General features: G+C 43.7%; 20 protein-coding genes. 17 read left to right on the top strand and 3 right to left on the bottom strand.

The genetic code is table 11. From position 1 onward, the window contains the following. Nucleotides 1-38: 38 nt before the first annotated feature. A complete protein-coding gene (locus tag HMPREF1536_RS19965; protein ID WP_028729384.1) occupies nt 39-2,342 on the top strand; it encodes a family 20 glycosylhydrolase in 2,304 nt (767 codons plus the stop codon). Nucleotides 2,343-2,806: 464 nt separating this feature from the next. On the opposite strand, the gene HMPREF1536_RS19970 is transcribed toward HMPREF1536_RS19965, so the two are convergent. Continuing rightward, complete coding sequence (locus tag HMPREF1536_RS19970; RefSeq protein ID WP_028729383.1) at nt 2,807-4,180, bottom strand: aminopeptidase P family protein; 1,374 nt, start codon at nt 4,178-4,180, stop codon at nt 2,807-2,809. Between the two features lie 194 nt (nt 4,181-4,374). Between HMPREF1536_RS19970 and HMPREF1536_RS19975 the strand changes: the two genes are divergently transcribed. The 6 genes from HMPREF1536_RS19975 to HMPREF1536_RS20000 are packed head-to-tail and all read left to right on the top strand — an operon-like array spanning nt 4,375 to nt 8,132. Beyond that, nucleotides 4,375-4,719 (top strand): hypothetical protein, encoded by a 345-nt coding sequence (locus tag HMPREF1536_RS19975; RefSeq protein WP_028729382.1) that lies wholly within the window; start codon nt 4,375-4,377, stop codon nt 4,717-4,719. 18 nt (nt 4,720-4,737) lie between these two features. Continuing rightward, nucleotides 4,738-5,160: an ATP-binding protein gene (locus HMPREF1536_RS19980; protein WP_028729381.1), complete on the top strand. Its 423-nt coding sequence runs from the start codon at nt 4,738-4,740 to the stop codon at nt 5,158-5,160. A gap of 6 nt (nt 5,161-5,166) precedes the next feature. Further along, a complete protein-coding gene (locus tag HMPREF1536_RS19985) occupies nt 5,167-6,546 on the top strand; it encodes a [Fe-Fe] hydrogenase large subunit C-terminal domain-containing protein (protein WP_028729380.1) in 1,380 nt (459 codons plus the stop codon). Then, complete coding sequence (locus tag HMPREF1536_RS19990; protein ID WP_028729379.1) at nt 6,533-6,871, top strand: DRTGG domain-containing protein; 339 nt, start codon at nt 6,533-6,535, stop codon at nt 6,869-6,871. Before HMPREF1536_RS19985 ends, HMPREF1536_RS19990 begins: the two co-directional genes overlap by 14 nt. After that, on the top strand, nt 6,868-7,611 hold the full coding sequence (locus tag HMPREF1536_RS19995) for a PHP domain-containing protein (protein ID WP_028729378.1): 744 nt from the start codon (nt 6,868-6,870) through the stop codon (nt 7,609-7,611). Before HMPREF1536_RS19990 ends, HMPREF1536_RS19995 begins: the two co-directional genes overlap by 4 nt. Continuing rightward, nucleotides 7,608-8,132 carry an ATP-binding protein gene (locus HMPREF1536_RS20000; protein WP_028729377.1) on the top strand — a complete coding sequence of 175 codons (525 nt, stop codon included), beginning with the start codon at nt 7,608-7,610 and terminating at the stop codon, nt 8,130-8,132. The genes HMPREF1536_RS19995 and HMPREF1536_RS20000 overlap by 4 nt, the downstream gene beginning before the upstream one ends. On the opposite strand, the gene HMPREF1536_RS20005 is transcribed toward HMPREF1536_RS20000, so the two are convergent. Continuing rightward, nucleotides 8,133-9,530, bottom strand: coding sequence for an MltF family protein (locus tag HMPREF1536_RS20005; protein WP_028729376.1), 1,398 nt, complete (start codon nt 9,528-9,530; stop codon nt 8,133-8,135). Between the two features lie 11 nt (nt 9,531-9,541). After that, nucleotides 9,542-10,957 carry a 23S rRNA (uracil(1939)-C(5))-methyltransferase RlmD gene (gene rlmD, locus HMPREF1536_RS20010; protein ID WP_028729375.1) on the bottom strand — a complete coding sequence of 472 codons (1,416 nt, stop codon included), beginning with the start codon at nt 10,955-10,957 and terminating at the stop codon, nt 9,542-9,544. 192 nt (nt 10,958-11,149) lie between these two features. Here rlmD and ppdK point away from each other — a divergent pair, with 192 nt between their 5' ends. From ppdK to HMPREF1536_RS20060, 10 genes are all read left to right on the top strand, one after another. Then, on the top strand, nt 11,150-13,870 hold the full coding sequence (ppdK, locus tag HMPREF1536_RS20015) for a pyruvate, phosphate dikinase (protein WP_028729374.1): 2,721 nt from the start codon (nt 11,150-11,152) through the stop codon (nt 13,868-13,870). A gap of 177 nt (nt 13,871-14,047) precedes the next feature. Beyond that, nucleotides 14,048-14,266, top strand: a complete 219-nt coding sequence (locus tag HMPREF1536_RS20020) for a hypothetical protein (protein WP_028729373.1) — start codon at nt 14,048-14,050, stop codon at nt 14,264-14,266. Nucleotides 14,267-14,418: 152 nt separating this feature from the next. Then, nucleotides 14,419-15,375, top strand: coding sequence for a fimbrillin family protein (locus HMPREF1536_RS20025; protein ID WP_044193159.1), 957 nt, complete (start codon nt 14,419-14,421; stop codon nt 15,373-15,375). A 213-nt stretch (nt 15,376-15,588) separates the two neighbouring features. Then, a complete protein-coding gene (locus HMPREF1536_RS20030) occupies nt 15,589-15,987 on the top strand; it encodes a LytTR family DNA-binding domain-containing protein (RefSeq protein WP_028729371.1) in 399 nt (132 codons plus the stop codon). Then, nucleotides 15,977-16,630, top strand: a complete 654-nt coding sequence (locus HMPREF1536_RS20035) for an FHA domain-containing protein (RefSeq protein WP_028729370.1) — start codon at nt 15,977-15,979, stop codon at nt 16,628-16,630. Before HMPREF1536_RS20030 ends, HMPREF1536_RS20035 begins: the two co-directional genes overlap by 11 nt. 131 nt (nt 16,631-16,761) lie before the next feature. Beyond that, entirely contained in the window at nt 16,762-17,004 is a 243-nt protein-coding gene (locus HMPREF1536_RS20040; protein WP_028729369.1) for a hypothetical protein, read from the top strand. Next, nucleotides 17,001-17,516, top strand: a complete 516-nt coding sequence (locus HMPREF1536_RS20045) for an FHA domain-containing protein (RefSeq protein ID WP_028729368.1) — start codon at nt 17,001-17,003, stop codon at nt 17,514-17,516. Before HMPREF1536_RS20040 ends, HMPREF1536_RS20045 begins: the two co-directional genes overlap by 4 nt. A 14-nt stretch (nt 17,517-17,530) precedes the next feature. After that, nucleotides 17,531-18,334 (top strand): PP2C family protein-serine/threonine phosphatase, encoded by an 804-nt coding sequence (locus HMPREF1536_RS20050; protein WP_028729367.1) that lies wholly within the window; start codon nt 17,531-17,533, stop codon nt 18,332-18,334. A 45-nt stretch (nt 18,335-18,379) separates the two neighbouring features. Continuing rightward, nucleotides 18,380-20,239, top strand: coding sequence for a serine/threonine protein kinase (locus HMPREF1536_RS20055; protein ID WP_028729366.1), 1,860 nt, complete (start codon nt 18,380-18,382; stop codon nt 20,237-20,239). An 8-nt stretch (nt 20,240-20,247) separates the two neighbouring features. Continuing rightward, nucleotides 20,248-21,189 carry a hypothetical protein gene (locus HMPREF1536_RS20060; protein WP_028729365.1) on the top strand — a complete coding sequence of 314 codons (942 nt, stop codon included), beginning with the start codon at nt 20,248-20,250 and terminating at the stop codon, nt 21,187-21,189. Nucleotides 21,190-21,194: the final 5 nt, after the last annotated feature.

A 21,194-nucleotide genomic window follows, 5' to 3' on the forward strand; every position in this document is an offset into this window, starting at 1 on the left:
GCTTCTAATTTATTACCAAACAAATAAACACAATTAAAATGTACAGACAACTTATTGCGGCTTGTTCCCTGACCGGAGCATTATTGCTGAGTGCATGCTCGCCCACGACGCCTGTGGCACATGATGTATCCATTATTCCCATTCCCAAAGAGATTAAGAATGCCAACGGCGAGTTTACCTTGAAAGACGGTATGACCATTGGCGTGGCCGACAAACAATTATTACCGGCAGCCAACTATCTTTCCGGCCTGCTTTCCCGTTCAACCGGCTATATATATAATGTACGCGAAGGAGATGGTGACATATCCCTGGCGGTAAGTGATATCGCAGGACAAAATGAAGGGGCTTATACGTTGGATGTTTCTTCCGGCAAAGTACAGATCAAAGGAAATACGTATGGGGGAGTTATTTCCGGTATCGAGTCGCTTCGCCAGCTTCTTCCGGCAGAGATCGAGTCACCGGAAGTGGTAAGCGATATTACCTGGAGTGTTCCGGCCGTTCAGATCACCGATGCTCCGCGTTTCGGGTGGAGAGGATTGATGCTGGATGTTTCCCGTCATTTCTATACCAAAGAAGAAGTGAAGGAGTTGCTCGATATGATGGCACTCTATAAGTTGAACAAGTTCCACTGGCACCTGACGGATGATCAGGGTTGGCGTGTCGAGATAAAGAAATATCCATTGCTGACCGAAAAAGGAGCCTGGCGTACCTTCAACAATCATGACCGCGAGTGCATGAGATTGGCAAAAGTACAGGATAATCCTGACTATGAAATACCGGCAGAGAAACTGCGCATTACACAAGGCGATACTTTGTACGGAGGTTTCTATACGCAGAACGATATTAAGGAAATTGTAGAATATGCCGGTGTACGCGGTATAGATGTCATCCCGGAAATAGATATGCCGGGTCACATGCTGGCTGCGGTAAGCAACTATGCCGGTGTTTCCTGTTTTAATCAGACAGGCTGGGGAACGACGTTCTCTTCTCCCGTTTGTCCGGGTAAGGATTCTGCACTGGAGTTCTGTAAAAACGTTTACAGTGAAATAATCCCTCTTTTCCCTTATAAGTATATCCATCTGGGTGCTGATGAAGTGGAAAAGACAAACTGGAAGAAATGCCCTGACTGTCAGAAACGAATGAAAGACAATGGCTTGAAGACCGAAGAGGAGTTGCAGGCCTGGTTCGTTCACGACATGGAGAAATTCTTTAACGAGAACGGAAAAGAGATGATCGGCTGGGATGAGATCCTGGAAGGCGGATTATCTCCGACGGCTACAATCATGTGGTGGCGCAGCTGGCATCCGCAATCGGTTCCGGATGCAACGGCACAAGGCAACCATGCGATTATGAGTCCGAATACCAATTTCTATTTTGATTATCAGCAGGATAAAAACTCCCTGCCGGGCGTATATAACTTCAATCCGATGCTTGAATCGCTGAATGATGCACAGAAAGCATTGATCCTGGGTATACAGGCAAATCTCTGGTGCGAGTATATCCCTTCTTTCGAGCGTGCACAGTATATGATCATGCCCCGTATGATGGCCCTGTCTGAACAGGCTTGGAGCGATCCTTCGGTTAAGAGTTGGGATGGTTTCACAGAAAGGTTGGTTAAGCAATTCCCCCGCCTGAACATTATGGGTGTGAATTACCGTATGCCGGATCTGGAAGGTTTCAATAATACAAATGCGTTTATCGGTGAAGGCAACGTAACGATAACATGCCTTGATCCGAGTGTGGAAATTCATTATACGACAGACGGCAGCATCCCGACACTGGAGTCTCCCCGCTATACGGAGCCGATCAAGGTGACGGAAACAACCGACTTCACTTTCCGTACTTTCCGTCCGAACGGTAAGAAAGGCGACATTGTAAAGACCCGTTATATCAAAAGCGAATATGCTCCGGCAGCCGAAGCAACTCCTTCAAAGAAAGGTTTGCAGGCTGTATGGCATGAGTTCAAAGGCAATAAATGCGCAGATATAGAGAAAGCTCCGGTTAACGGCACGTACGAAATATCTGAAGTAACGATCCCGGCTGAAGCAAAAGGTAATATCGGCCTGGTAATATCCGGCTATTTCAATGCGCCGGAAGATGCTATTTACACCTTCAACCTGATCTCTGACGACGGTAGCACGCTGACTATCGACGGCGAGCAGGTGGTCGATAACGACGGCCCTCACTCGGTACGTGAAGTGACAGGGCAGAAGGCTTTGGCGAAAGGTTTGCATCCGATCCAGGTGAAATACTTCGATAATAACGGCGGTATGCTTCAGTTGAAGGTAATGACTGCCGATGGCAAAGAGATACCTGTTAATACGAATATGTTCGCTTACTAACAGACAGTTAATCCCCAAAAAGATCCCCGTAAAGAGAAGTAACAAGCTCTTTACGGGGATTTTTCATTTATATAGACTACGTATTACCTTACTACTCATTACCGTCAAACCTATTATAAACTATGCCTTAAGTAATGACTTATAATCTTAATTACCTTCGTCGTTAAGCTTTGCGACAGACGTCGTTAAGCTTAATGATGATGCTCGATAAGCTTAACGACCTTAGTCGTTAAGTGAATTAAACGTAATGTTTGACTTAGTAGGCTTATACCTTTCATCTAGTGTCCAGGTATGTAAGTGCTAGTAGTAAGTAATCTGAAACGATAAAAGGTGAAGGGTTCAAACCAACCCTTCACCTTTTTAAGCAACCCTTCACCTGTGTGAATGGTGCTTTATGTGTTGTTTTATAATGCATTAACCTTCATGAGGTGAATGGTGAAGGGTTTAATGCTTATTTTGCTATGTTATCTTAATGCTTCCACTTCATCCGTATGCAAAGGAATCTTCTTACCCAGCAGACGTGCGCCGTCTTCTGTGATCAGGTAATCTTCTTCGTTACGGATACCGCTGAAGTCTTTGTAAGTAACCAGTTTTTCGTAATTGATAAACTCGGTGAACTTGTTCTGGCTTCTCCACAGATCCATCAGTTCAGGAATAAAGTAAACGCCCGGCTCGATAGTGAGAACGAAGCCCGGTTCCAGTTTGCGTCCCAGGCGGAGAGACTTACGGCCGAACTCTGTGCTTTTCGGCTGTCCGTCGTAACCGACATATACTTCACCCAGGTTTTCCATATCATGCACGTCGAGTCCCATCATATGTCCTAATCCGCAAGGCATGAACATGGCATGAGCACCGGCCTTTACAGCTTCCATCGGATCGCCTTTTACAAATCCAAGGTCTTTCAATCCTTCCATAATTACCTTACAAGACAGCTCGTAAACGTCGACGAAAGGAATGCCCGGACGAAGGGCGGCAACAGCAGCTTCGTGGGCAGCTACCTGAATATCATAAATATCTTTTTGGCGGGTTGTGAATCTGGCGTCGGCAGGAATGGTAGACGACATATCGCCCGCATAACCCATTTCCGTTTCTGCACCGGCATCCAGCAGTAACATATCGCCGCTCTTGATCATATTGCTATGATCGTGGTTGTGCAACGTTTGTCCGTTGATTGTCGCAATAATAGGGAAGGAGAGCTGGTAGTTGTTAGCGTAAGCTACTTCGGCGACAGCTGCAGCCACTTCGCTTTCACGGATTCCCGGACGGACAGTACGCATGGCGGTCAGGTGCATATCGGCAGTAACCGTACAAGCCTTTTCGATCTCTGCAATTTCTTCCGCACTCTTATAATTACGTTGGTTCACAACACCCAGAATGAAAGGAACCGAAGGTTGTTCCGTACCCGGCACGACACCCAGCCACTGGAATAACTTGATCTGATGTTCGGCACGGTAAGTCGGCAGGTAATGAACACGTTGGCTCTTCTGCTGCGCCGCTTTCAGATACGTTTCGATTTCTTTGAACGGACGAACTTCCGTGATACCGGCTGCTTCGCTTTTCTCTTTCAGCGTAGGCTGGGTTCCCATCCATACGATTGCATCGATGGTCAGTTCGTCACCGAAGATGATTTCTTTGTTGTTGTCAATATCGATGATAGCAGACAGCCCGGCATAGGGAAGTCCGAAGAAATACAAGAAAGTGGAATCCTGGCGGAAGTGGTATGTGTTATCTGCATAGTTCATACCTGACTCATCATTTCCGAGGAAAAGTAACAAACCTGAACCGATAGTCTGTTTCAGTTTAGCCCTGCGGGCCATATACGTTTCTTTACTAAACATAACTTTTGGATTTTATTTATTGCTATCAAAGATAATGCAAGCCGAGAGCAGAATAAAATGAACGAGTTCATTTTTTATGCCGAGGCGCAGCTTATCTTCGTTTTGAAACAAAGATAGTAATTAATATAAACTAACGGGTATCTATTAAAAAATATTTCTTACATTGGCCTCACAAATTAAACCTTGCATACATTATGAAGATTCAGCAGATACAAGAACTTACCGAAGCAACCGTAGCATGTGGAAGCGATAAGCTAGACCATGAAGTGCAATGTGCTTTTGCCAGCGACCTGATGAGCGATGTATTGACAGTGGATTGTAATGAAGTGATCCTGATCACCGGACTCTGCAACCTGCAAACGATCCGTACGGCCGAAATGGCCGATGTGTCCTGTATCCTTTTCGTCAGGGGCAAACGGGTGACGGATGAGATGTTGGCGGTAGCCTCGGAAAACAATATGATCCTGCTTGAAACGGAACATTCCATGTACCATACGGTGGGCGAGTTATATTGTAGCGGCCTTTTACCTATTTTTTAAGGAAAGGAGGAAATTAGCATGCAATATAGTTTTGAACTGGAAGGAGGAAACTTTTCGAAAGCCGGATATGCATCCAGCCAGATAAAGAAGGTGTTGAAGCAATTGTCTATCGATTCCCGTATTATCAAGAGGATCGTCGTTGCTTTGTACGAAGCCGAGGTAAATATCGTAGCCCATGCGTGGCGCGGAAAAGTATCTGCCACGCTGGATGCCGAAAAGATCACCTTGCTACTGAAAGACGAAGGCCCCGGCATTCCGGATATTCAGCAAGCCATGCAGGAAGGCTATTCGACCGCTTCGCCTGCTGTGCGGGAAATGGGATTCGGTGCGGGAATGGGACTTCCCAATATGAAGAAGAATGTAGACGAACTAACAATAGAGAGCGAGGTAGGCGTGGGGACGACCGTACGCATGGTTACCTGGTTCGCGACAAAGGAATAAAGCGTTATGGAGAAGACCAAGTTTTATCATGCCCTGAGGATCGATAAGGATCGTTGTATCGGTTGTACCCATTGTATGACGAAGTGTCCTACACGGGCAGTCCGTATCCGCGATGGGAAAGCCGTGATCCGTAAAGACTGGTGTGTCGATTGCGGTGAATGCCTGAAAGCCTGTCCGACAGAAGCGATCTCTGTTGAGCAGGACGACTTCCAGAAGATATTTGGTTATGAATGCCGCGTGGCATTGGTTCCGACTGTTTTTATCGGGCAGTTCTCCAAATACACTACGGAGGAAGAGATATTCAGCGCCCTGTATGAATTAGGGTTTACCCATGTTTACCAAGTGGAGTTTACGGCCGATATGATCCATCGCGAAATGCTCCGCCAGATGGAGCTGGCCGAGGAGAAGCCGGTTATCAGTTCTTTCTGTCCCGCTATCGTACGGTTGATACAGATCCGTTTCCCGGCACTGGTCGATAATATCCTGCTGGTAAAGAGTCCGGTCAATGCTACGGCCACTTATTATCATCAGGTGTTGACGGAAGAAGGGTATAAGCCGGAGCAGATCGGTCTTTTTTATGTCACGCCTTGTGCCGCCAAGATTGCGGCATTGAAAGGAGAGGACGGCTATTCTTCTACGATAAACGGAGTGATCAATATGGATACATTATATAATAAGGTATACCATATCCTGCAAAACCGTCCGAAAGGCTATAAGCCGGAATGTGTTCTTCCGCCGGCACTTACCAAGAAAGAGATGCGATGGAGCCAGACCGGAGGTGAAGCGAAACACTTCTCCGGCCGTTGCCTTGCCATCGATGAAATACACAACGTGATCGATTTTCTGGAACGGATGGAAACGACTAATGAAGTGCGCAACGTCGATTTCCTCGAACTCCGTGCCTGCGATCGTAGCTGTGCCGGAGGGGTGCTTGCCGTGGCCAACCGTTTCCTGACTTCCGAACGGATCATGAAGCGTTCGATGAAACGTGATAAGGCACCGCTTATTTATGCTTCCGAGCGTTTCGGCGCTTTGGCTTATCTGAAGCAACACATTACCATCCGTCCGCTTCATCCGAATCCGAAACTGCTTTTCGACGGCAATATCGAAGAAGTCCTGAAGAAGATGGAGCAGGTGCGCCGCCTGATGTGTTACCTGCCGGGTATCGACTGCGGAGCTTGCGGAAACCCTAATTGCCAGAGCCTGGCAGAAGATATCGTCCGCCATGAAGCCCAGTTCAGCGACTGTGTTTTCATGCAGCGCAATATGGAGAAGCATGGCAAACTGGATCAGGAACATGCCTTCCGTCTGATAGAAAAGACTTGGGGGAAAGATCGTTTAAACAAAGACTGTTATAAGAAAGGAGCAAAATATGAAGGTCAGTGATCTGATAAAAGAACTGGAACTCACCGTCTTCTGTGGCGAAGAGAGTCTGGATACAGAGATAAAAGGCGGTTACACCAGTGACCTGCTGAGTGATGTAATGGGGCATATGGAAGAAGGGATGCTGTGGGTGACCATGCAGACTCATCAGAATATAGTCGCTGTTGCCACATTGAAAGATGCTGCCGCCGTATTGGTGGTCAATGGAGCTTCGCCGGATGAAGAGACGTTGCAGAAAGGCAGGGAAGAAGGTATTCCCTTGCTCGGGACGCCGCTTTCCGCTTTCGTTATCTCCGGTAAGATTTATCAACTCCTGCAAAACGCATGAATCTTTACCGGGCTGATCTGCATATTCATACCTGCCTTTCACCCTGTGGAAGCCTGGATATGAGCCCTACGGTCATTGTCGAAACAGCTCTTGCCCGTGGCTTGGATATCATTGCCGTTACGGATCACAACAGCACGTTGCAATGTCCGGAAATTCAGGCGTTGGGAGCAGAGGCCGGATTAACGGTTATTGCCGGAGCTGAAGTTTGTACCCGTGAAGAAGCGCATTGCCTGGCCTTATTCGGAACTGCAGAAGCCCGTGTTGCTTTTCAGCAATACCTCGACCGGCATCTTCCTTCCGTCCCTAATGATCCCGAACGTTTCGGCGATCAGGTCTGGGTGAACCGGAACGATGAAATAATGGGAGAAGCTCCTTACTTGCTGATCTCCGCACTCGACCGGAATGTCAATCAAGTAGCTGCTGTAGTCAAGGAATTGGGCGGGCTTTTCGTTGCGGCACATGTGGAACGGCCTTCTTTCAGCCTGATCAGCCAGCTGGGGTTTATCGATCCGTCCTTGCCTTTGGATGCGATCGAGTATACGGATGCTTCCCGTTTTGCCCGGATTTTGTCGGAACAGAAGTATCTGTCAAAGTATATTTGTTATCAGGCTTCCGACGCTCATTATCCCGAACAGATTGGAAGTAAACCTTGCCTGATACGGGCTTCGGCTCCTTTATTCGATAATATCAGGATGGCTTATTCGGGTAGTCAGGATCATTTAATACTTTCGTCAGGATGAACACACTAACATTTCATATTACAGATATTGCTTCGAACAGTGTCCGTGCGGGAGCGACCCGTATTATGCTGGATGTCGTTATCGAAGGGGATAATGCGCGTATCCGTATTGCCGATAACGGTTGTGGGATGGATGCCGAAACCGTTTCGCGCGTTTCCAATCCGTTTTATACCACCCGTACCACCCGCAGGATAGGGCTGGGAATACCTTTCCTTATACAAAATGCGGAGCAGACAGGCGGGTCTGTAAAGATAATATCCCAACCGGGGGAAGGCACGGAAGTTACAGCCAGCTTTCATACGTCTCATATAGATTGTCCGCCGTGGGGAGACCTGGCGGGAACGGTCGCAATGCTGATAAGCGGTAATCCGGCTATCAACGTCTGTTTTACATATAGGAAAGGGGAACATACCTTTGAATTGAGCACAAAAGAACTTCAAAGTATTTTTGAGGATATACCGCTAAACCATCCGAAAGTGATACTCGTGATCAAAGAAATGCTGGCTGAAAATCTGAAATGATCAGTGGTGCCCGGTCTTTGATTTGTAGTAGTCAAACCGTTCCAACACTTCGCGCACATAATTGAATGTTTCCGAACCACGCAGGTAACCGTGTTTGCAGACCGGGTCGTTATAGTATTCCGGATCGCTTTTCAGGCGGACATATTCGGCTACATTGTTGTCCCAGACTTTCGGGTCTTTGCCGTACTTCTCGGCCAGACGCTGTGCGTCATAGATATGTCCGATACCTGCATTATAAGACGCTAATGTAAACTTTACCTTCTCCTGCGGATCGGTTATTTCGGAAAAGCCCTGACGGAACTTGCGCAGACAGTCCACCCCGGTGCGGATGCCGACATCAGGATCTTTCAGTTCGTGGGGAGTGACACCGAGTGCCCGGGCTGTATTCGGCATAATGCCCATCAGACCTTCGGCTCCGGCCCATGAAACGACCGACGGGTTGAAATGTGATTCCTGATAAGAGATGGAAGCGAGCAACTGCCAATCCCATCCGATATTCTTGGAGTGCTTCTTAAACAGATCGTCGTAAGGGGAGATATGCCCGTTTTTGACAGGGGGCAAGTCTACGGTAAGCGGTTGTTTACCTAATTCAAAGTACCGCTTCATCGCAGCCTTGTAGACATGGGTTCCGGATTTGTCCGACGCCCAGGCGTTGATTGCTTCTGCCAGTTTCGGACTGGTTTTACGTACTAGCCACGAAGAGCGCTGCATAAAGCTGACCTTCAACGAGACGTTGATATTCCAGAAATAGGTCTTGTTCAGGCGGGCCATGTTATCATCACTGATCGTATAGGGTATCTCTCCCTGCGAAACCATCGAGATCAGGTCTTCGGTTGTGATCGTATCTTTTTCTATATCTTTTATGTGGATGCCACCGCCCAGTTCTTCATTGAGATTCTTCAGACGTTGGTAGTACTTCGTTGCGGGCTTTACGTAAACGTCTTTACCGATCAGTTGTGTTACGTCTTTGAGGATCGTGTCTCCTTTGTTGGCACGCTGAACGAGCACCTGGCTGGTCTGCGATTCACGTCCGCAATAGAGATAATCTTCCTTCAGCTTATTGTTTACCAGGATAGGGTAGGCTACGACATCGGCTTCGCCGGCTTCAAGCATTTCGATCAGGCGGGTGGCGTTTTCAGCTACTTTGATATTCAGCTTCAGTCCTTCAGAACGGGCAAAGTCTTTGATCAGGTCGTACTCGTATCCCATCGGTTCCATCTTATATTGGAAATAGGACGTGGAACTGTAGAGCGTAACGGCGGTGATCTCACCTGCCGCCTTCAACTGGGGAAGGTCTGTAAAGACAGAATCGTCTTCCTTTTGCTCTTGTTGCTTAGTGCCGGAACAGCTATTCAAAAGCAAAGTGATACACAAAAGGGAGACGATTTTCCTATACATTATTATATATGTTACTTTTTCTTTTCCAGTAAAACGACATTCTCCACATGATGTGTATGTGGAAACATATCTACCGGCTGTACCTTCTTCACGGCATATTTCACGTCGAGCAGACTCAGGTCGCGTGCCTGTGTGGCCGGGTTACAGCTGACATAGACGATACGCTCCGGTTCGGCAAGAAGGATGGTGTTGATTACATCGTCATGCATACCGGCACGTGGCGGATCAGTAATAATAACATCCGGACGACCGTGTTGGTTTATGAAATCGGTAGTAAGAATATCTTTCATATCGCCTGCGTAGAATAAGGTATTTTCAATCTTGTTCAGGGCGGAATTGACTTTTGCATCTTCAATAGCTTCCGGAACGTATTCTATTCCGATTACTTTCTTTGCCTGCCGTGATACGAAGTTGGCAATCGTACCGGTTCCTGTGTAAAGGTCGTAAACCATTTCGTTTCCGGTCAGTCCGGCAAATTCGCGGGCTATCTTATATAAGTTGTAAGCCTGTTCGCTGTTCGTCTGGTAGAATGATTTAGCGCCGACTTTAAACTGAAGACCCTCCATCTCTTCGATCATATGATCTTTTCCACGGAATACCAAGATTTCCTGGTCGGTAATCGTGTCGTTGCACTTCTCGTTGATTACATATAATAAGGAAGTGATTTCCGGAAATTGTTCTGCTACGTGCGACAACAACGCTTCGCGACGTTCTACGTCTTCGTGATAGAAAACAACGACAACCATCAGCTCACCGGTTGAAGCCGTACGGATCATCAATGTACGCAGAAAACCTTCCTGATTTCTCAGGTCGTAGAAAGGATACCCTTCGTGTGTCAGGCAATAGTCTTTGATACAAAGGCGGATGCGGTTTGAAATATCATCCTGCAACCAGCATTTATTGATGTCGAGCACCTTGTCGAACATTCCGGGAATATGGAAACCGACACCATTCATACAATCGAACGTAGCTCCAGACTTTACTTCTTCTTCCGTCAGCCACTTCTTGTTAGAGAAAGTATATTCAAGCTTGTTCCGGTAGAAAGTGGTACGTTCAGATCCCAGAATAGGGAAAATCTCTTCCATTTCGATCTTTCCGATACGGGTAAGATTGTCGATAACCTGCTTGTGTTTATACTTTAACTGTTCCTTGTAGGGGAGATGTTGCCATTTGCAACCGCCGCAAACACCGAAATGTTCGCAAAAAGGAGTGGCACGTTCCGCTGAGTACTCGTGGAACCGTACAGCCCGACCTTCTGCAAAACTACTTTTTTTACGGGTAATCTGGATATCAACAATGTCGCCGGGAGCAACAAAAGGGACAAATATTACTTTGTCATTCACTCGTGCAATCGCTTTACCTTCAGCGGCTACGTCTGTAATTGTTACCTTTTCCAACAAGGGTAACTGCTTCTTATTTCTTGCCAATTTTATCTGTGTTTAAAATTTTCGCCACGCAAATGTACATATTTAGCTGATACGAATGGTATGGAATGGTTATAAAACATATAAAATTATTTAACTTACCGTATCCTGCATACCCCTAAATAGCATATATTTGCACCATTGCAATGTAGAGATAGCAAAACTGAAATCTAATAAATAAAAACTGTCTGACACATGGAAAAGAAAAGAGTCTACACATTCGGAAATGGAAAAGCCGAAGGTAAAGCGGATATGAGAAATCTGCTGGGTGGTAAAGGTGCAAACCTTGCCGAAATGAATTTAATTGGTGTTCCGGTTCCTCCGGGATTCACAATCACTACAGATGTCTGCTCGGAATATTACGAACTGGGCCAGGAGAAAGTAGTAGAGTTACTGAAGTCGGACGTTGAAAAGGCTATCGCTAATGTAGAAACGTTGATGAACTCCAAGTTCGGAGACATAGAAAACCCATTGTTGGTTTCTGTCCGTTCCGGAGCACGCGCTTCTATGCCGGGTATGATGGATACGATCCTTAACCTGGGTTTGAACGACGAAGTAGTAGAAGGGTTAACACGCAAAACCGGTAATGCTCGTTTTGCCTGGGACTCTTATCGCCGTTTTGTACAGATGTACGGTGATGTTGTTTTGGGTATGAAACCGACCAGCAAGGAAGATATCGACCCGTTTGAAGCCATCATCGAAGAAGTAAAAGAGGCCAAAGGCGTAAAGCTGGATAACGAGTTGACCGTAGATGACCTGAAGACATTGGTTACAAAATTTAAGGCTGCTGTTAAAAAACAAACCGGAAGCGACTTCCCAACTTGTGCTTATGAGCAATTGTGGGGTGCTGTTTGCGCCGTATTCAATTCATGGATGAACGAACGTGCTATCCTGTATCGTCAGATGGAAGGTATTCCGGCTGAATGGGGTACAGCTGTAACGGTTCAGGCTATGGTGTTTGGTAATATGGGAGAAACGTCAGCAACGGGTGTATGTTTCTCTCGTGATGCTGGTAACGGTGAAGACCTGTTCAATGGTGAATACCTGATCAACGCACAGGGTGAAGACGTTGTAGCCGGTATCCGTACTCCGCAACAGATCACAAAGATCGGTTCACAGCGTTGGGCTGAACGTGCCGGTATCCCTGAAGAAGAAAGAGCTGCCAAGTATCCTTCTATGGAAGAAGCAATGCCGGAAATTTATAAAGAACTGGATGCATTGCAGACTAAACTGGAAAATCACTACCGTGATATGCAGGATATGGAATTTACTGTACAGGAAGGTAAACTGTGGTTCCTTCAGACCCGTAACGGTAAACGTACTGGTTCTGCTATGGTAAAGATCGCTATGGATCTGCTTCACCAGGGAATGATTGACGAAAAAACAGCATTAGCACGTATCGAACCGAACAAACTGGATGAATTGCTTCACCCGGTATTCAATAAGGCTGCGTTGAAGAAAGCAAAAGTATTGGTAAAAGGTCTGCCTGCATCTCCGGGTGCAGCTACCGGTCAGATCGTATTCTTTGCTGATGATGCCGCTGAATGGCATGCTGCCGGAAAACGAGTAGTTCTGGTTCGTATTGAAACATCTCCTGAAGACTTGGCAGGTATGGCTGTTGCCGAAGGTATTTTGACTGCCCGAGGCGGTATGACTTCACATGCTGCTGTTGTTGCCCGTGGTATGGGTAAATGCTGCGTATCGGGAGCCGGTGGTTTGAATATCGATTACAAAAAGAAAACGATCGAAGTTGGCGGTGTTACGCTGAAAGAAGGTGACTTCCTGTCTATTAATGGCTCTACCGGGGAAATCTTTGAAGGACAAATCGAAACACAGGCCGCTGAGTTGTCTGATGATTTCGCAGAATTAATGAAGTTGGCCGACAAATATACCAGACTGCAGGTTCGTACCAATGCGGATACTCCTCATGATGCGGAAATTGCCCGTGCATTCGGTGCAAGCGGTATCGGTTTGTGCCGTACGGAACATATGTTCTTTGAAGGCGAAAAGATCAAAGCTATGCGTGAAATGATCCTGGCAGAAGATGCGGAAGGACGTAAGAATGCATTGAAAAAGATTTTGCCTTATCAGCAGGCTGACTTTAAGGGTATCTTCAAGGCTATGCATGATCTGCCTGTTACTGTTCGTCTGCTCGATCCTCCTTTGCACGAGTTCGTTCCTCACGATCTGAAAGGACAGGAAGAAATGGCTGCTGCTATGGGGGTTTCTGTAAAGACTATCCAGCAGCGTGTGGAATCGCTTTGCGAACATAACCCGATGTTGGGTCACCGTGGTTGCCGTTTAGGTAATACATATCCTGAAATCACAGAAATGCAGACACGTGCCATTTTAGGTGCGGCATTGGAATTGAAAAAGGAAGGTATTGTTGCCAAACCGGAAATTATGGTTCCGCTGACAGGTATCTTATATGAATTTAAAGAACAGGAAAAAGTAATCCGTGATGCTGCAGAAAAGTTATTTGCAGAAGTGGGAGACCGTATCGACTTTAAAGTGGGTACCATGATCGAAATACCACGTGCCGCTTTAACAGCCGACCGTATCGCTTCTTCTGCCGAATTCTTCTCGTTCGGAACAAACGACTTGACTCAGATGACATTCGGTTATTCACGCGACGATATCGCTTCTTTCTTGCCTATCTATCTGGAAAAGAAGATCCTGAAAGTAGATCCGTTCCAGGTATTAGACCAGAATGGCGTAGGTCAGTTAGTAAGAATGGCAACAGAAAAGGGACGTGCTATCCGTCCGGATCTGAAATGTGGTATTTGCGGCGAACATGGCGGTGAGCCTTCTTCTGTTAAATTCTGCCATAGAGTTGGTTTGAATTATGTTTCCTGCTCACCTTTCCGCGTGCCTATTGCACGTATCGCAGCGGCGCAGGCAGCAATAGAAGATTAAGTATTACACGAATAAAAAAGTACTAATTCTATACATTAAGAAGGGTATTCTATTTGAATATCCTTCTTAATTCGTTTTAAAATATATAGTATTATTGGATATTTATTTCGTTATCTTCAAATTATAATTACTTTTGTATTAAACATTTTATATTTATTTATTAATATAGTAAAGTTTATGGCACGTAAAGTAAATTATTCAAAGAAGATCGAGAAAATTAAGGCTCAGTTGGATGAGCTGTCTGCTGAAATTGAGAATGGCTCTAAGAAGGAAGAAGAAGTGGTAGAACAGAAAGTAAAAATATCTGATATCGACTTCGAAGGTGAAGAGTTAGCTTCACTAATGAAAATTCAGTCTCGCTTAACACGCGCAATTAAAGCAAAAATAAACGGATAAACAAAACCTGGGTTTTTATATTATCGGGAAGGGTATTCTATTTCAGAATATCCTTCTTTTTTTGTATTAATTAGTTTTATATCCAATACCGGCTTGAACCAAAACAGCTTTAAAAATGTATTATGTAGACAAATAATTAAAAATGGTTGGTTATGGAAACTAAATTACTCAAAACAACGCAAGTGGTAGCATTCATCTGCACAATTATTCTCTTTTCAGGGTGTACGAAAAATATAATAACACTTGATATCGGAGACGAAAACAAACCCACGGGAGATAATAATCCGGATGGCACGAGCCTGATCACCTTTAACGCTTCTGTCGAAGATCGTAATTTACTTACACGGGCTATGTCTCCAATGAATCAGGGAATAAAAAGTACGTTATATGCTTTTGATCCTTCTACTCTAAATGGCATTAAATCCACACCTTCAGCGCAAGGATTGTACATAACATCTTCTCCCGGCGTATTAACCGGTGTGAATGGATATAAAATGTATTTGGAAAATGGTATTTTTGATTTCTATGCAGTATCCGATAATTTCTCAACTATTCCTCCTAAATTCTCTGCGGGAAAATCCGAACCATTATTTAATGGAATAGATTATTTATGGTGGCATAGCCCTAACCTGGACGTGGCAAGTTCACAGGTCAATATTCCGGTCGTTTATCTGCATGCGGCAACCCAGGTTGTCATTGAAATAACGGAAGGAGACAGTATACGATTGAATAAACTGGTTTCAGCCATGATCACTCCCCCTGAATCAGGAGCCAGCATGGAGCTGGCAACCGGAGTTATACCTCCGGCTACGAAATTAGATACTCCCGATAAAATGGGGATAAATGGTACTCTCGCCCAATACATTATGCTTCCACTGAAAATATCTACTCCGATGTCTTTAACACTTGAAGTGATGGTCAACGGAGAAAATACTTCACGAACTTATACTGTCGACGTGCCTGTTCCGGATGGGGAACTAAAGGCTGGCAATTCTTATTTATTTAATGCTATAATAGACGGTAATGCAGTTACGTTTTCAAGCGTAAATGTGAAAAACTGGACGGAAGTGGATGAAACAGGAAATCCTCTTTACCCGACTTTGAAGTAATTATGTGCCCTAAATTATTCCTGTTTGATAGAGCTATTGAATTTTAACCGATGGTCAATTTTTATCAAACAGCTTAAAAATCAGGTATAAAAGAGGAATGTTCACAGAGAATCTTCCTCTTTTCATTTATATTTCTTTATAAATTGTTGCCGGATTAAAGATAAAATACCGTATATTTGTTACTTGATGAAATAAAAAAAATAATATCAACGTATGGAGCGGTATTTAATAATTAAGACGAGGGATGAGTTGTTACGAATAAAGATAGGGCAGATACTCTACTTTGAAGCTGACAGAAATTATACTAAATTACTATTATCCAACGGGATCCAGTTTACGTTTGCGATAAATATCGGTAAAATAGAAGAGATACTTGAAAAGCAAGTAGCCGGTTGTAATAAGATATTAATGCGAGTTGGAAAAAGTCATATCATCAATAAGAATCATATTTTGCAGATCAATTTACCCAAGCAAAAACTGTTATTGTTGACAGAAGAGGGTAAACCCCGTGAACTTATAATATCCAAAGATCCTTTAAAAGTGCTAAAAGAATCACTGGAAAAGGAAATGGGAAAACCGGAAGAACCAAAAGAAATTAATGATGAAAATTAAAATTGGTAAAGCTGAAGATAATGATTTTATAGTTAATGATCCTCATGTAAGCAGACATCATGCTTGTCTGATTCGTGAGGATCACGGCTGTTGGCTATTGGAAGATCTCGGCTCTACTAACGGTACTTTCGTTAATGATTCACAGATCGTCAAGAAGCGTGTGACACCAACAGATAAGATTGTACTTGGAACCGGGTATGTATTGAATCTATCGGAAGTCTCCAAATACAATAATGATTACAGTGAAGAGTTTGCAGCCTTGAAGGATATATATAACAATTATGTTCAAGCAAAGGTTAAGATACAATCTGCTAATCAATTCAAAACAAGGCTGTTCCAGTCATTGCCTTTTGCTTTGCCTGGTATAATAGGCGTCGTGATCGGTTTCTTAGGCAAAGGAAGTCCGGAGCTATTCGGATTAAGCTTATTCATAACTATTTGTGCTCCAACAGTCGGTATTTTTCTGGGAGCAAAGCAGGCATCCAAAACTCCCCAGCAGTTGCAAGATATTGCAAATCAGTTCAAAATAGATTATGTGTGTCCCAAATGCGGTACTTTTCTGGGTGAAATACCCTGGGAATCGCTTAGAAACAGAAAGCAATGTCCCGTTTCTTCCTGTAAAGCCAAGTGGGTGAACGAATAAGTTTCGTATCTCAAAAGCACTTGGTTTGTACAGAAAACCCAACCATTTGATTATAAGAGAGAATTAACCATTTATTAATCCATTACTTTTCCTACTTTTGTTTCCAGAAAGATTATTTAAATCAAACCAGTATGCAAGAGGAGGAATACACATTCGTTACACTAGACGGTGACGACTCCGTATTTAGTGATGCGGTAGTTGTAGATGTGGATGGGGAAAATGATTTATCTGATGTCGTGGTTATCGACAATGATAGTATGGATGTTTCAGATTTTATTACATTATCTGATGATACTATAATGTTGTCTGACGCAGATATGCAAGACACTTTCTCTACTGATATCGACGAAGCTGATTTATCATTTATGCTATGATCTCAATCAGATGTCCACATTGTCACGTAGGATTAAAGGTAGACGAGGGGAAATTACCCCTCGATCTTACCTCCTTCAAATGTCCGAAGTGTAAGCAACCGATTCCTGTCTCTTTGCTTCAACTGGGAAACAACGGGTTGGATTCCGATCAGGATACCATTCTGGTCAATCCGGTATTGAACAGTACCGGACAGCTTACAGTTGTCAGTGATTCAGCCACTCCCGAACAGATTTTCCCCCTTTATGAAGGTATTGCAGTCATTGGCCGTAAATCGAATGCTTCGAGTGCAACAATAGGAATTGTAACGGCCGACAAATCAATGAGCCGGGAACATATACGAATAGAAGTTAAAAAAGATCCGAAAGGAGGCTATAAACATTATCTTTCTGACAATAATAGTAAAAACCATACGTTATATAATAGCAATTACCTGGAGAATGGAGAAGTAGTAGTGCTAAAAAACAATGACGAGATCATTATCGGCCATACTGTTCTTCGCTTTAATGAATAAAATCTGTTCGTGCTATGAATATAACGATTGGTAAGCCTTGGGCCGTCTGTGAAAAAGGCGGCAGACAAAACAACGAGGATTCTATCTATCCGTTACCAGAAATGGTAAATTCCAATCAAAAACTATTTCTGGTCTGCGATGGTGTAGGCGGATCGGAAAAAGGAGAGATTGCCAGCTCTTTAGCTTGCGAATCTTTTCAAAGTTTTTTCTCTACTTTTCTGGAGGAAGAACCTTCCGGAGAGTTTATTAATAAAGCTGTAAGGTACACGGAAGCACGTTTTGACGATTATGTAAATTCACATCCGGAAGCCAAAGGAATGGCAACTACACTGACAATGGTTTCTGTCGGAGTTTCAGGGATAACACTTGCCCATATAGGAGATAGCCGGATCTATCAGTTCCGCCGCGGAGAGATCATCTACCAGACCGAAGACCATTCATTAGTGAACTCACTTGTCAAGTTAGGAAAAATTAGCAAAGAAGAAGCCCTTACTCATCCACAGAGAAATGTTATTATTCGCGCCATACAAGGCACGGAACATCCTACGGAAGCTGATGTCACTTTGCTAAATGATATACAAGCAGGCGATTTCTTCTTTATGTGCACCGACGGTGTATTGGAACGGCTTAAGAATGAGGATCTAGCACATATCTTTTCTTCTCATAGCAATCCGGAAGACATTAAAGATACTATCATGGCATCTTGTTGTGGAAAGACCAGAGACAACTTCTCTTTTTATATTTTGCCGGTTCAAAATGTTGGTGAATCTATCGGAATAAAACAAAATATTCTCTCTTTCCTTTATTCTTTTATATAAATAACGTAATTTTGGCAGATTAAAAAGAGAATTGCACGCGAAGTTATGAATTTGCCAAACGGACATCTTCTTCAAAATGGAAAATATCGACTTACCCATATAGTTGGTCAGGGCGGCTTTGGTATAACTTACAAAGGTGTTTGGTTTACCGAGGTTAAAGGGCCGTTGGGAACTATCAAAACTGAGGTTCCTATATGCGTAAAAGAATATTTTTTTAAAGATTACTGTTACAGAGATCCTGAGTCTTATGCTGTCAGGGTTCATTCTGAAACGGGGAGGGTTCTTTTTGACAAGTTTAAAGAAAAGCTGATCAAAGAGGCCAAAATATTATCGGAAGTTCATCATCCCCATATTGTCAATGTATTGGAAGTATTCGAGGAAAACGATACTGCCTATATTGCGATGGAGTACATTTCGGGAAACAGTCTTAAATATATGATGGATAAGGAAGGAGTTTTGCCTGAAGCGAAAGTCCTGAGATATGTTCATCAGATAGGAGAGGCACTCCAGTTTGTTCACGAGAAGAATATTCTTCACCTGGATATCAAGCCCAGTAATATATTGATCGATCAGAATGGGAAAGCACGACTGATCGATTTCGGTGTGAGCAAGCGGTATGATATCGAACAGCAGGAAACCAGTACCACGATGCTGACCTTATCGAAAGGTTTTGCTTCCATCGAACAATACGATAATGAAGGTACCCAAAGTTTCTCACCCTGTCCGGATGTTTATTCGTTGGGGGCAACTATGTATAATCTGCTGACCGGGAAGATACCTACAGAATCTATTCTGCGGGCAACGCGTCCGTTGCCATCCCCCCGGGAACTGAATCCGGCTATTTCTGCAAAAACAGAGGCCGCGATTATCAAAGCAATGCAGATTATTCCGGCAGATCGTTTTCAGTCGGTATCGGAAATGCTTGCTGAATTGGATTTTCCGCAGGTCGAAGAAGAGGTGGTAAAAAATAATATATCGTCTCCCGAATATTTCGAAGAAGATGAAACAACAATCTTGTTTACTACTCGCCTGCCTCAGTCGAAGGGAACTGAAGATGATGAAACAGTATTAAACAACGTTGATTTACCTTCGGTACCTAAAAAGAAAAAAAGAAAAGTAACGTTAATATCTTTACTTATTATTATATTTGCAAGTATCGGTTCGGCTGTGGCACTTTTGGTTCAGCGATATAAAACGGCTCCTCCGGTAGCAGAAGTAATAAATACAGCTTCGGGAGGAAATACAGAGCCTGTACAGGATCCGGTTATGCATGATATTATTGAAGAAAGTGATACACCGGAAGTGGTAGAAGAAAAAACAAAAACGGAGAATGAAAATGAAGGTAAAACAAATAAAGACCAACAGGATACATCAACTAAACCGGTGGATAAACCAGAAACTGTTCAGCAACAGCCTGCATCAGTAAAGCCGGAAGTTAAACCTGTAGTAAAAGATGTGGAACAACCGGTAACGGTAAGACCGGAGCGCTCAAAGGAAGAAATTAATGCAGAATATTTATCGTTGATCAATTCTGGGAAAGATAAAATGGCTGCGGCTGATTTTTCCGGTGCAAAGGCTGATTTTACCAAAGCTTCAGAGATTAAAATGACAAAAGAGTTATTTGATCTTATTGGAGATTGTAAGCTCAAAGAAAACGAAAATGATCTGGCAGAACGGAAAGCCCAATATGAAGAAAAGATGTCTTTCGGTAAATATATTATTGTACGAAAGAAATCGAACGGAAATTACGGGGCTGTTGATGCAGATGCCATTGAACAGATTCCTTGTAAATACAAGAATGTGGGAAAAGCGGATAATGGACGTGCATTTGAACGTGCTGACGGGTTGTTTGACATATATAATACAGAAGGAGTGTTGATTAATCAAGGTGTACCGTATTATTAAATGTGTTTATGAAAAGACTTTGGATACTTATCTTAATAGTTATTGTGCTTCCAGGATGTTTGTTGGCACAACAACGTACTGAATACAACAGAAAAGGCGATGAAGCAATGAAACGCCAGGATTATAGTGATGCGAGGATGTGGTACGAAGAAGGGGTCAGCCTTTGCGACTCATACAGTATCGATCAGTTGACAGCTATATGGAAAGCGAATAAAAAAATGCGTGGCTCTATGCGCAGTTTAATGACTAAGTGCTTGAATTGTCTGACTGTTAAAGCTACAGATAACGACTCGACGGCTGTTGCTCAATTAATCATCTACTATAATGAGGGCATAGGGACTCCGATCAGCGAGGAGTTAGCGACTTACTGGCAAGATCGTTTGGAAGAACTTCGTAAACCGGTAGAACCGATAACCTACGTACCCATACAAGAAAGAAAACCGAGAGAACCCATGAAGTTCTTTGTAGGGTATGCTTTCTCTATTGAAGCTCCTTATGGTCTGACGGTAGGAGGTGTAGGCGAACGGTTTGGATGGTATGCCCGCTTCAGGACAAATCTGTCTTTTGATAATTATACGAGTGAGTGTCGGGGAGATCATGAATTGCTTCCTTTACCGGAGAATGCCTCATATAGTTTTACCAATAAAAAGAAGTCTAATAACATTGCCGCTTCAGCTGGGTTAGTTATTAAATGTACTCCTTGGTTATACACTTCTGTAGGACTAGGATATGGAAAAAGGGAACTTTTATATGAGTATACGACTACCGATTATTCCGATTCCAGAAATACAAGTGTTCTTTGGGCTAAGAATACCGATAACTCTTATGAAGGAGTTGTTGCCGATCTGGATTTTATGGTAAAGTTCGGGCCTGTATTTATTAGTGCAGGTTGTAATACTCTGAATTTTAAATATATTGATCTTAATGCCGGTCTTGGTGTATTCTTTTAATTGAT

The sequence above is a fragment of the Parabacteroides gordonii MS-1 = DSM 23371 genome (genome assembly GCF_000969825.1).
Lineage (GTDB): Bacteria > Bacteroidota > Bacteroidia > Bacteroidales > Tannerellaceae > Parabacteroides > Parabacteroides gordonii.